Here is a 13,124-nt window from a genome sequence, read left to right as displayed (position 1 = left end):
GTACGCTAGGTGACGGCCTGGCATAAAGCAATTATCCCGAGGGATAAGTCGCGCGCTTTTATAGCCTCAAAAACCACGGTGCGAGGCTCTGGACGGCCATCTTGAGGCCGCAGACGGACATCAGCGCAGCGGCTGGCCCTCTGGCAAAAAAACGCTGCGTATACTTCGCCACCAGCCTGAATCCCATTTCCAGCGGTGAATGTGTATGCCCGGCCAGCCATCCTCATCTGCAATTTCCCGCGCGACCGATGCGCCGATGCTCGATGAAGCATGGCTGGACAACTGCCGGTTCAGCCTGCTGCGTCGCGACCATGAACTGACGTGGTTCACCCTCGAAGACAGCCGCTCGGGCCAGACATGGTTTGCCGTACGCGCGCCGATCCAGCGTCCGGCGCTGTGCCAGCGGCTGGAGCGCGACTTCCATGTGCAGCTGCCATCGCAATGGGCGATCAACCCGCTCGCGCTGATTCGTTCGGCGGACGGCCCGGTGCTGGTCTACCCACAGTGGGGCGCGCCGCTGGCGGGATTGCTCGACGCCGCCGGCCTGCCGCTCGGGCGCGTGCTGAACATCGCCGTCGCCGCCGCGAATGCGCTGGCCCACTCTTGGCAACCCGAGACAGCGCAAAACCCTGTGGGAGCGAGCCTGCTCGCGAAAGCGTCAATTCAGCCGACATCGCCCTTGACTGACCCACCGCTTTCGCGAGCAGGCTCGCTCCCACAGAGTGCTTTATTGCCTTGGCATCTGCTGGTCGGCGCTGACGACAGTGTCAGGCTGATGGGCTTTCACACCCAGGCCCAGGAAACCCCGGACAGCGAACTGCCGAGCCTCGAACACTGGCCCTATCTGGCGCCGGAGCAGCTGCAGCGCGATGGCGCCGGGTTCGATGAACGCAGCGAGGTGTATGCGCTGTCGGCAATCATCTACGAGGCCCTGGCCGGGCGCCCGCCGCTGACCGCCCGCGACGCCTCGCAATGGTTGCATGTGCATGCCGCCGTCGAGCCATTGTCGCCGGCGCAATACATCCCCGACCTGCCGCAAGGCATTTGTCATGTGCTGCTAAAAGGCCTGGCCAAGGAGCCGGAGGCGCGTTACCAGAGCATCGAATCGCTGGCCGCCGATCTGACCTGGTGCCTGCGCCAATGGCAGAAAAAAGGCCAGATCGAAGCGTTCCGCCTCGGTGCCTTCGATGCACGGGCGACGGCTACGCGCGACGATGTGCTGTTCGGCCGTGATGACGAGCGCAAGCAACTGCTCGAACAGATCCAGCGCGTGCGCAGCGATGGCATCGCCCGCGTGCTGCTGGTCGCCGGCGCGCCGGGGGCGGGCAAGTCGACGCTGATTCAGCAAGTGCTGCGCACACAAGCACCCGGTTACTGGGCCAGCGGCAAGGTTGAACTGCTGCAAAACGACCGACCCTTCGCGCCACTGGCGCAGATTTTTCAATCGCTGATCAGCCAAGTGTTGACCAAGCCCACGCTGGCCTTGCAGGCCCTCGGCGCGCAGCTGAGCGATACCCTCAAAGGCCGTGGCCGCTTGCTGGTGGACATGGCGCCGGACGCCGAATTGCTGATCGGTACCACCGCCGAATTACCGGACATGCCGGCCCGCCATGCCCTCGACCGAGCCAATCGGGCGCTGCTCGATGTCCTCGAGGTCTTTGCGCAACCGGGGCATCCGCTGCTGTTGTTCATCGATGACGTGCAGTGGGCGGACGACTCGACCCAAGCGTTTCTCAAAGCTTTCATCGCCCGGCCGACGCGGCATTTGTTGCTGATTCTGGCCTATCGCGAGGGCAAGCTACCTCAAGGTCCGGGCAGTTGGCGCGATGACCTGCGCGCCGCCCCGACATTGCCAGTCAGCGATCTTGCATTACGGCCGCTGTCGGCGCAGGCCGTCGCGCAATTGATGGCGATCGAACTCGATGCCGACGTCGATAACCTCGAGGCGCTGGCGCGCGTCGTGCATTTCAAGACCGCCGGCAATCCGTTGTTCGTCAGCCAGGTGGCACGGGCTCTGGTGGATGAGCGTCTGCTGCGTTTCGATGCAACGACGCGGCGCTGGGTGTGGGATCAGGCCGAGGTGAGCGGCTATCGCTACGCCGACAATGTGGCCGAATTGATGGTGCACCGCTTGCAGCGTCTGCCGGTCAGTGCACGCGAAGTGCTGCGTACGGCGGGTTACGTCGGTGGGCGCTGTGAAGAAGCGCTGTTGCAGCGACTGCTGCCGGATGATCCAGCGCAATTGCTGCGTGATGTGAATTACCTGGTCAGCGCCGGGTTTCTCCTGCGCGAACCGGGCCAACTGGTGTTTCCCCACGACCGCGTACTCGAGGCGGCCGCTGCCTTGACGGCGCCAGCCGGGCGCGCCGTCGAACATGCGCGCATAGCCGCCGCCATGCTCGATCACTGCGGCGAGCAGCGGCAGGCGCGGGTCTTCGACATTGCCAGTCAGATTCAGCGCAGCGACGTCAACGCGCTGCAACCACCTCGGCGCGCCGATTTCATCCAGCTGTTGGTCGAAGCCGCCGAGCGCGCCCGCGCTAGCGCCGCGGTTGAGCAGGCCGTGGAATATCTGCGCAGCGCCGAATTTTTGCTCGGCGACAGCGGCTGGACGCAGCTCTACCCGCAAGCCTTCGCGGCGCGCTGGCTGGCGGCCGATTGCGCGATGTTGCTGGCGGATCTCCCCGGCGCGCAACAGCGCCTCGATGAATGCCTCAACCACGCCGAGACCACACTGGACCGAGCGAAAACCTATCGCCTGCGCGCCAGTCTGCGCACTTTGCACTCCGATTATCACGGGGCGATCAGCGAAGCGTTGAGCGGTCTCGCGTTGCTCGATATCGACCTGCAGCGACAACCCTCGAAAGCGCAACTGGGCGAAGCGTTCGAGCGGGTTCGGCAATTGGTCGGCGCGCGACGGATCGCTGATCTGACCGCATTGCCCAAGGCCAACGAGCCGCGAATCGAAGTGGCGATGGAGCTGCTGAGCACGCTGATCGCCTCATTCTTCGTGCAGGACGATATTGCCTTTCTGCACTTGGCGAAGATGGTCGAGCTGACGTTGCTGCATGGTACGACGCCGAGCAGCGGCTACGGTTTTGCCTGGTACGGCGTGATGATCGCCGACCGCTATGGCGAATATCTGGACGGTGCCGCTTTCGCCGAACTGGCGCTTGAACTCACTGATCTGCATGGCTACGAAGCGGGACGCACCGGCACCTTGGTGGCGCTGGATCAGGTCAGCCCGTGGACCAAACCGATGGCCCACGCCCGGCAGAAGGCTTTCGCCGCGTTCGAATGCGGTCAGGCGGGCGGCGATCTCGGCATGTCGTGTTACGCCTGCAACCATATCGGCTCGGATTTGCTGTTCATGGGCGAACCGCTGCAAAACGTGTTGAACGAACTGGACGTCGGCCTGAGCTGGGTGCGGCAGTTTCACTACATCGACATCGAACGCATTCTGCTGGCGCAACAGGCGTTTGCCAGTGACCTGCGCAATGGGCCTGAGCCTCGTTCGATCGCAGAGCTTGATGCGTTGGAGCATGACCGCTTCGGCCCGCTGGATCGCGGTCGCGTTTCGCAGCCGACACTGTTCTGGAAAGGGTTGTACTCGGGCATGTCGGCGTTCTATTTCGGTGAAGTGCGCTACGCGCTGCGCCGTTTCGAAGACGCCGAGGCGTTGACCTGGTCGCTGCCGGCGCACATCGATCTGGCCCATTACTACCTGTTCTACAGCCTGGCGCTGGCCAGTCCCGATGCGCCGGGCTCTGCCGCGGAAAAATTGCAGAAACTGCAGCAGCAACGTCAGCGTTTCCTGTCTTGGGTGGAGCTCAATCCTTCGACCTTCAGCAACAAACTGCTGCTGGTCGAAGGCGCAATGGCCCGTGTGCGCGGGGAAGGGCTGGTCGCCATTCGCTGCTTCGACCAGGCGCAAATCGCCGCGGCCGCGGCCGGGTTCATCCATGAACAAGCGCTGGCCCATGAGCAATTGGCTGAAGTTTGCCTGGCAAACGGTCTGGTCTCGGGAACGCATCATCACCTGCGCGTCGCCCGCGATTGTTATGTCCAGTGGGGCGCGCAGGCCAAGGCGCGTCAGCTCGAAGCCACGCATCCGTTTCTGGCTCGCGAGTATTCGCTGGAAACCGTAGCGCCGGTGACGCGGGTGCGCCTTGATCTGGAAGTCGGCATCGAAGCGGCGCGCGCGGTCTCGCAAGAAGTGCTGCTCGATCGGCTGGTGGAAACCTTGATGAATCACTTGATGATTCAGGCCGGAGCCGATCGGGGTGCGCTGTTGTTGGTCGCTGACGGTGAGTTGCAACTGGCCGCTGCCGCGCACGTCGAGGCGGGTAACGTGCGGGTCAGCCAGGACAACCAGCGCCCGTTTGAGCAGATCGCCCCGGTTTCAGTGCTCAATTCGACCATGCGTACGCGCACGCCGATGGTGCTCGACGATGCCCGCGCCGACTGCCCGCAAGCCTACAGCGCTGATCTGCAGCAACGGCAGGCGCGCTCGATGATGTGCCTGCCGTTGCTCAAACAAGGCGCGTTGATTGGTCTGGTTTATCTGGAAAACAGCCTGGTTCCGAAGCTGTTCAGCGCCGAACGCCTGACGATGCTGGAAATCCTTGCCTCGCAGGCGGCGGTGTCGTTGCAGACCGCGCGGTTGTACGCGCAACTGGTCGAAGACAACCGACTGCGGGCGCAGATGGAGGCTGACTTGCGCAGCTCGCGGGCGGAACTGGCGCGTAACTCGCACCTGAAAATGATGGGCGAGCTGTCGGCCTCGATCGCCCACGAAATCAGCCAGCCATTGCTGGGAATCTCATCGAACGCCTCGGCCAGTCTGCGCTGGCTCAAGCGCGACACACCGGATCTCGACGAAGCGATTCAGGGGCTGGAGGACATCCGCGCCGACAGCGCCCGGGCCACCGAGATTGTCCAGGCCTTGCGCGCCTTGGCCAAACAGGCGCCGCTGCAACGGCTGCCGCTATCGATTGACGGGTTGATTGGCGAGGTAGTGCAACTGACGGCCAGTGATGTGCACAGTCGCAGGGTGAGCTTGCACACCCGGCTCAATGCTGCTGGCCCGGTGTTGGCGGATCGCGTGCAGATCCAGCAGGTAATCTACAACCTGATCACCAACGCACTGGAGGCGATGGCCGGGCAGGGTGTTGTGGATGGGCGGGTGGTTATCGAGTCGACGGTGGCCGATGGGCAGGTCTGTGTGTCTGTGCAGGACAATGGGCCGGGGATTGCCGAGCATCAGCGTGAGGAGATTTTCGACGCATTTTTCACCACCAAAGGCAGTGGCATGGGCATGGGCCTGGCGATTTGCCGAACGGTGATCGGCGCCCATGGCGGGACGTTGCGCGTGGAGGACAGCGAAGAGGGCGCGCGAATCTGTTTCAGACTGCCGCTGGCGCCGGACGCCAGGATCAAAAGCCCCTCACCCTAGCCCTCTCCCGGAGGGAGAGGGGACTGACTGAGGTGTTTGGTCGAGGTACGCCGAGGTGCAATACCGAGTTGAATTCAGGTTCGGCAAAAACAAAAGCCCCTCTGTTCTGGTCAAACGATACTGGACACGGTTATAGGGTTTAGGTCATTTCTCATGCTGCCAAGGCTTCCATTGCTACCGGAGTCCGATATCCGTTGTGACTGTGCAGCCTGATCCGATTGTAATAATGGGTCAGGTAGCGCAACACATCGGTACTAGCCTCATCTTCGTTTCGGTAGCCAGCCTTGGGTATCCATTCAGATTTCAAACTGCCAAAGAAACGCTCCATCGGGGCGTTATCCCAGCAGTTTCCTCGTCGACTCATGCTTTGTTTTATGCGCATGTCCGCCAGCATTTCACGAAATACTTTACTGCTGTAATGACAGCCCTGATCCGAATGGAACATTAGGTTTTCAGGGCGTCCTCGCGACTCGAAAGCCATCTTTAACGCTCGACAGGTCAGAGCTGAATCCGGACTTCTGGACATCGCCCAGCCGACGATGCGCCGGGCATGCAGATCAAGTACAGCAGCCAGATAAACCCAGTAAGTACCGGCCCAAATGTAAGTCACGTCGCCACACCACACTCGATTGGGGACCTCGACATTGAATTTACGCTCCAAATGATTGGGGGCGTATTGCGCCTCCGCACCGCTGGGTTTGTAACGATGCCTGCGCCGTTGCTGACTCTTCAACCCGAGCTCGCGCATCAGGCTACGAGCCATGTAACGACCCACCGACTCTTTTTCGTTACATAGCGCCTTTGACAGGCTGCGCGCGCCCATTGAGCCGCGACTTTGCTCATGTAATTCAGCAGCTTTGATCTTTAGGCGATTGCGCCCGTCATCTACTTTCGCCCGCTGTTTCAGACGCTCGTAATAACTGCTGCGGTTGATTCCAAATACAACGCACAACTCGGATCTTGAATATTGCTCGCTTAACTCCTCGACCAGCCTTACCGATCGAGGGAATCCGACATCAAGAGAGCTGTAGCCTTTTTTAAAATTTCCTTCTCGCGCTCAATCCGTCGAATTGTTGCTTCCAGTTCTTGGATGCGTTGTTGGTCAACGGTCATGGCCTTGGACTTCTCAGGCGTCTTGCCGCTGCGCTCCGCACGCAGTTGCTCAACCCAGCGACGCAGAGCTGTAGGGCCCACGCCCATTGCTTCGCAGGCTTCACTCACCGAATAGTCTTTATCCAAAACCAGGCAAGCCGCATCCCGTTTGAAATCTGTCGAAAAATATCGTCTGGTCAAATCACACCTCGTCTATGGGCGTAGATTACCGCCCTTTAGGGGTGTCCAGAATCATTAAGCCAGATCACTCACCCTAACCCTCTCCCGGAGGGAGAGGGGATGACCGTGGTGTTTGGTCGAGGTATGCCGACCTGGGATATCTAGCCGAACCCCGGTGTTGGAAAGCCCACAAATCGGCTCCCTCTCCCTGGGGAGAGGGCTGGGGTGAGGGGTGGATTCACCGCGGGACCAACGTCGACCGCCAGCGCTCTATCACAAAAAAAAGCCGCGAAAATCGCGGCCAAAAGGGAGGAGTGAACAAAACTCTTTGGAATCCGACTCAAGGCCGCAGTTCCGTCAACCGCGCGCCTATCGTCGAGTTCAGCAGCCCATCGCTAAGCCGCCAGACATCCGCCTCAACCACCGCCACCCGCGCCCGGCACATCGCCTGTCGCCAGACCTTCGGTGGCATTCCCACCATGCGTCCAAACGTGCGCGTGAAGTGCGAGTGATCGGAAAAACCGCATTCGTAAACAATGTCGGTAATCGCCATCGAGGTCAGCAGCAAGCCCTTGGCCTTGTCGATCTTCATCTTCAGCATCCATTCCTGCGGCGAGCAGCCAGTCACGATCTTGAACGCCCGGGAAAAATGACTGCGCGACAGGTTGCAGTGCTCGGCAATTTCGCTGACCCGCAGGCTGCGGCTCAGGTCGCGCAGCATGTAGGCCTTGGCGCGGCGTTCCTGCCAGCCGGACAGCGCGCCCAAGGGGCGCGCGAGGTGGCAGGGGTGGTCTGACTTCACCGATTGCGGGTTCATGGCGGCTCTCCTGATCGATGGGCAAAGTCTCGCCGCCAGCGACATTTAAAGTCCTTAAACAAACCTTAAAAGTTATGAAGCGCAGACCTCAGGCGTGGAACGGGTAATCGACGTAGCCGCGCTGATCGCCGCCGAAGAAACTGCTCGGATCCGGTGTGTTCAGCTCAAGGCCATCGTGCAACCGACGTGGCAGGTCCGGGTTCGCCAGGAATGGCCGGCCAAAGGCAATGATGTCGGCGCGATCAGCGCTCAAGGCCTGTTCGGCGGAGTCGGCGTCGTAACCGCCAGCGAGGATCAGCACGCCGTTCCAGGTCTGACGCAACTGGGCGATGATCGCGTCCCAGCGCGGGTCGAAGTTCTCGTCCTTGACCGTGCCGACCATGGCCGGCTCGACCAGGTGCAGATACGCCAGATTCCACTGATTGAGTGCTTCAACCAGATAACCGAAGGTCGCTTCAGGCGTGTCATCGCCCATGCCCATGAAGCGGCCCATTGGCGTCAGGCGCACGCCGACGCGTTCGGCACCGACTTCGTCAGCGACGGCGGCGACCACTTCCAGCAGAAAGCGCGCACGGTTTTCCACGCTGCCGCCATAGGCGTCGTTGCGCTGATTGCTGTTGCTGTTCAGGAATTGATCGAGGAGGTAACCGTTGCCGGCATGGATTTCCACGCCGTCCATGCCAGCGTTCAAGGCGTTGCGCGCGGCGCGGCGATAGTCTTCGACGATGGCGGCGATTTCCGCTGTTTCGAGGGCGCGCGGTACCGGCACATCACCCCACACGCCATTGCCTTGTTCATCGACGATAAAGGTCTTGCCCGGCACAGGCAGTGCGCTCGGTGCCACCGGCAAACCGGCGTCAGGCTGGAAGCTCGGATGCGAGACCCGGCCGACATGCCACAGCTGCATGAAGATCAGGCCATGGGCGGCGTGCACCGCCGTGCTGACTTCCCGCCACGCCTGCACTTGTGCATCGGTGTAGATCCCCGGCGTCCACGCATAGCCCTGGCCCTGTTGGGAAATCTGCGTGGCCTCGGTGATGATCAGCGCGGCACTGGCACGTTGGCGGTAGTACTCGGCGTTCATCGCGGTCGGAACATCACCCGGTTGACCGGCGCGGGAGCGCGTCAGGGGCGCCATCGCTACGCGGTGGGCAAGGGTGTAAGGGCCAAGGGCGATCGGTTGGAACAGGCGACGGGTCATGGGTAGCTCCGGATTTCGATGAGTAGGGTTCAAGCGCGGCAGCCAGGTGCCGCGCGCTGTGCAGCTAACTTAACCGGGGGTGGCGGGGCTGATAATCCGTGGCCGGCGCTACGCAGTTTTGCGCGCAGCGCAACGGCACCCGCGCTCATCCATGATGAGCGCGGGCGTGATTCAGGCGGGTGGGGTCGAGCGGGTCAGCGGCAGGTTCAGCCAGCGCCGGCCCGTGGCATTGCTGACCGCGTTGCCGAGGGCGGCAGCCATTGGCCCTTGGACGATTTCGGCGGCCCCGAGGAAGGGTTCGCCCGGTTGATCGAGCAGGTGCACATCGACTTTTTTCGGCAATTGCGTAAAACGCAGGATCGGATAACCGCTCCAGTCGTAGCTGCGAATACCGCCGGCGTCGTAGGCGACTTTTTCGTAGAGCGTCCAGCTCGCCGACTGGACGATGCCGCCCTCGACCTGATTGCGCAGGCCATCAGGGCTGACAATCTGGCCGACGTCGACCGCCGTCACCACATGATCGACGCGGATCTCGCCGGTCTGCGGATGCACCCGCAGTTTCACCGCGAGGGCGCAGTAACCCATGATGTTCTTGTAGCGGGCGAAGGCAAAACCGATCCCCGCGCCGGGTTCGCTGCCCTTGTGTGGCCAACCGATTTCGTCACGCACGCGCTCGATGACGGCACGGGCGCGCGGGTCGCTCAGATGCGTCAGGCGCAACGCCACCGGGTCGAGCCCGCTCTGGATCGCCAACTCATCGATACCCGCCTCGATGGCGAAGATATTGATGTGCGCGCCGAGCGAACGCATGGCCGAGGTGCGGAAGGGCATCGTCGTGACGAAGTTCATGTTGATCCGCGTCGCGCCCAGTTCATACAGCGGCACCGCGTTGCGATCGCCGTCGCCTTCGGGCTGGGCGATCGGCACCGAGGGCGCCGAGGCGAAGGGTTTGGCCAGCAAGCGTGCCGGCAGCAGGCGCCCGGCATTGACGATGCGTTCGTTGTGCGGCGTGGTCCACAGCTCGTAGTTCCAGTCCTGCAAACGGCCCTGACTGAGGCCAGCGTCGACCTCGGTGACCATCGCCGAACTGTACGGCTCCCAGAGATTTTCCTGCTCGCGCATCCATTGCACGCGCACCGGCGTGCCCGGCAAACGCATGGCGATCAATGCCGCATCGGCGGCGGCATCATCGGCGCCGTTATGGCCATAGCAGCCCGAGCCCTCGGTATGAATGCAGCGCACACGCTCCGGCGGCAAACGAAGCATTTCGGCGATGCCGGCGCGCAGCGGATAGACGCCCTGGGTGTGAGTCCAGACCGTGAGCAGGCCATCGTTGAACCAGGCCACCGCGCAGGACGGGCCGATCGAGCCATGCATCAGATACTGCTTGGTCACCCGCGCCTTGAAGCGTGTCTCGCTTGCGCCGCCGGGATTGCCGTTGTTGCTGATCGGGTAGCGCTTGGAGGGCAATTGCTTGAGCAAATCATGAATATCGGCGGCTTCGGGAATCGCCTCGCCGCCGCTCCACTTGGCGCTGTCCATGCCGCTGCGCATGGCCTTGATCGCTTGCCATTCATCACGGGCGACCACGGCCAGATAGTTGCCGTCGCGGATCACTTTGACCACGCCGCTGAGCGCTTCAATCGATGCCGTATCGAATGCCTGCAGCGTGCAGCCGGGGCGCGGTGGGCGGATCACTCGCGCATGCAGCATGCCCGGCAGGCGCATGTCCTGCACGAACGCCGCGCCGCCGCTGACCTTGGCCGGAATGTCCAGGCGCGGCAGGTTGTGCCCGATCAACTTGAAGTCGGCCGCCGCCATCGCCGGTGATTGCGCCTTGGCGTATTGGTGCACATCGACATGCCTGACCACGTCGGCGTAAGCCATGCGTTGCCCGCTCGGGCCTTCGATAATGCCGTCGCGAGTGCTCAGTTGCGTAGCGTTGACTTGCCAACTGCGCGCGGCGGCATCGACGAGCATTTCGCGCACCTGCGCGGCGGCGTTGTACAGCGCGGTGCCGCTGTCGAAAATGCTGTGACTGCCGGCGGTGTAGCCTTCGTTGGGCGTCAGTGCGGTGTCGGCGGTGAGCAAATTGACGGCGCTGGCCGGTACCTGCAAACGCTCGGCGGCGATTTGCAGCAATGCGGTTTTCACCCCGGTGCCCAGTTCGACTTTGCCGGTGTACACGGTGATGCCGTCGGCGCCGATGCGAATCCACGCGTCGAGGTAAGGGTTGGTGCGCAGACTGCCGGGCAGATCGGGGGCCAGCACCACGGTGCCGAGGGTGTCGACTTCGGTGTCGGCCAAGGCCCGCCGCGCTACCGGCATCAGGGTGAAGGCCATCAGCAGCGCGCCGCCGCGCAGGAACGCCCGGCGGCTGGGGTTCAAGCCATTTGCTTCGCTCATGTCAGGCTCCCGTCGTGTCGGGCCACCTGTTTGATCGCCTCGATGATGCGCAAGTGCGTGCCGCAGCGGCACAGATTGCCGGCCATGTGCTCACGAATGGTTTGCTCGTCCGGGTGCGGATCGCGTTCAAGCAACGACTGCGCGCGCATCAGCATGCCGGCGATGCAGTAACCGCATTGCGCCGCCTGCTTGTCGATGAACGCGGTTTGCAGCGGGCCGGGTTTCTCGGCACTGCCGAGGCTTTCCACTGTGCGGATCTTTTTCCCTTCAAGGCCGGCGCATGGCGTCAGGCAGGCGAACACCGGCTTATCGTCGACGATCACCGTACACGCGCCACACTGGCCCAGTCCGCAACCGTACTTGGCGCCGTTGAGGTTCAAGTGATTGCGCAATGCGTACAGCAGCGGCATGTCCGGTTCCAGCTCCAGCGCTTGGGCGGCTCCATTGACGGTGAGAGTGATCTGGCTCATTTCGTCTCCTGACGTAACGCTTCAATAGTGGAAGAGAGGTCGGCCCAGGGTTGGTCGGGTCTGGCTTGTTCGCGCAGGTACGCGGCGAGTGCGCCGAGCTGGGCGTTGTCGAGGCTGGCGGCGAACGGCGGCATCACCGGACCGGGCGCGCCGGGAATGGCGGGCACGCCTTCAAGCACGGTCTTGAGAAAGTTGCGCGAACTGGCCGCTTGCAGGGCCGAGGTGTTTTGCAGACCGGGGCGTCCGTCGATTTCACGCATCGGCGCGGCGGGTGCGTGACATCCGGCGCAGGCGCTGCTGAAGAGCAGGGCGCCGCTGCTGTGATCCGTTGGATTGCTTGGCTTTTTCGGCGTGGTTTCGGTCACTGCGTGCGGGCTCTGCAGGCTCAGCAGGTAGTCGGCGATCGCCTCGGCTTCACTGGCCGGCAAGCGCGCCAGACTCAGGCTGACCGGACGCATCGGCCCGGCGGGTGTGCCGTGGCCATCGACAACGTCGGCGCGCAGATAGCCGACCAATTGCTCGCGATTCCATGGATTGGCGCGTTGGCCGAGGCCGGCCAGCGCCGGGGCCTCCCAGCCATCGACGCTGCCGCCCTGCAGATATTCCGAGGATTTCTCCGCGCCGATCAGGTTCAGCGGCGAATGGCAGCCGGCGCAGTGGCCCGGGCCGTCGACCAGGTAGCGTCCGCGATTCCATGCCGCGCTGTGTTCGGCCAGTGGCGTCAAAGGCTCGCCATGCAGAAACAGCAGGTTCCAGAACGACACCAGCGGGCGGATGTTCATCGGGAAGTTCATCTTGTTCTGCCTGGCGGGGGCGTGTACGGCGGGGCCGCTCATCAGGTAGGCGTAGGCATCGGCGATGTCCGCTGCGCTCATGCGCCGGTAGTGCACATAGGGAAAGGCCGGGTAGAGAAAGTGGCCGTCGCGGGCAATGCCTTCGCGCATCGCCCGTTCAAATGCCGGCAAAGACCACTGGCCGATGCCGGTCTGCGCATCCGGGGTGATGTTGGTGCTGTACAGGGTGCCGAACGGCGTCACCAGCGGCAGCCCGCCGGCCAGGTATTCGCCGCCGGGGCGGGTATGGCAGACCGCGCAGTCGCCGGCCTCGACCACCCGTGCGCCGCGCTGCAACTGCGCGGTATCGAATGACGTGGGGCGTTTGATCGGTGCGATCGCCGGGCGCCACATCAGTGCGACGGCGACGCTCAGGCCGATCACCGCGAGCACAGCCACGCTGATCCACAGGGTTCTGGATTTGAGTAGTTGGCTGTTCATGGTTGGCAGAAAAACGCGGCGGGCGGTGGCAGGACGAGTGAAGTGCGGGTCATGGAAACGCTCCTTGTAGCAGCCGGGGAAGGGCGCCGATGCGGACGTCTGCGCCAGGGCCAAAGCGTAGAGAAGACGCTTGCAGCAGAGAATCACCGGCCCGCGCAACAGCGCGTTGCGCCAGAAGCAACGTTGCGCTCGACGCATCAGTGCATTGCCCCTGCCACGGATTCTCGCC

General features: G+C 62.8%; 7 protein-coding genes. 1 reads left to right on the top strand and 6 read right to left on the bottom strand.

What is annotated here, in order from left to right:
* Nucleotides 1–295 precede the first annotated feature (295 nt).
* Nucleotides 296–5,455, top strand: a complete 5,160-nt coding sequence (locus LIS66_RS13975) for an AAA family ATPase (protein ID WP_416220760.1) — start codon at nucleotides 296–298, stop codon at nucleotides 5,453–5,455.
* 151 nt (nucleotides 5,456–5,606) lie between these two features.
* Here LIS66_RS13975 and LIS66_RS13970 read toward each other — a convergent pair.
* The 6 genes from LIS66_RS13970 to LIS66_RS13945 form a co-directional block, all read right to left on the bottom strand.
* Nucleotides 5,607–6,748 (bottom strand): IS3 family transposase gene (locus LIS66_RS13970; protein ID WP_371919907.1). Its coding sequence is split into 2 segments (ribosomal slippage): nucleotides 5,607–6,487 and nucleotides 6,487–6,748, totalling 1,143 coding nucleotides; the frame shifts between segments, so codons are not numbered across the junction.
* A 319-nt stretch (nucleotides 6,749–7,067) separates the two neighbouring features.
* Complete coding sequence (locus LIS66_RS13965) at nucleotides 7,068–7,544, bottom strand: helix-turn-helix domain-containing protein (RefSeq protein ID WP_083352829.1); 477 nt, start codon at nucleotides 7,542–7,544, stop codon at nucleotides 7,068–7,070.
* 88 nt (nucleotides 7,545–7,632) lie between these two features.
* Nucleotides 7,633–8,745: an alkene reductase gene (locus tag LIS66_RS13960; protein WP_123419545.1), complete on the bottom strand. Its 1,113-nt coding sequence runs from the start codon at nucleotides 8,743–8,745 to the stop codon at nucleotides 7,633–7,635.
* 171 nt (nucleotides 8,746–8,916) lie between these two features.
* Nucleotides 8,917–11,151, bottom strand: coding sequence for a xanthine dehydrogenase family protein molybdopterin-binding subunit (locus LIS66_RS13955; RefSeq protein ID WP_227972373.1), 2,235 nt, complete (start codon nucleotides 11,149–11,151; stop codon nucleotides 8,917–8,919).
* A complete protein-coding gene (locus tag LIS66_RS13950; protein WP_227972372.1) occupies nucleotides 11,148–11,621 on the bottom strand; it encodes a (2Fe-2S)-binding protein in 474 nt (157 codons plus the stop codon). Before LIS66_RS13950 ends, LIS66_RS13955 begins: the two co-directional genes overlap by 4 nt.
* A complete protein-coding gene (locus tag LIS66_RS13945) occupies nucleotides 11,618–13,093 on the bottom strand; it encodes a c-type cytochrome (protein ID WP_416220733.1) in 1,476 nt (491 codons plus the stop codon). The genes LIS66_RS13950 and LIS66_RS13945 overlap by 4 nt, the downstream gene beginning before the upstream one ends.
* Nucleotides 13,094–13,124: the final 31 nt, after the last annotated feature.

The organism is Pseudomonas sp. HN2 (assembly GCF_020736465.1).
GTDB lineage: Bacteria > Pseudomonadota > Gammaproteobacteria > Pseudomonadales > Pseudomonadaceae > Aquipseudomonas > Aquipseudomonas moraviensis_A.
The sequence above is the reverse complement of the archived record's forward strand: the minus strand, read 5'-3'. Positions and strand labels throughout refer to the sequence as shown.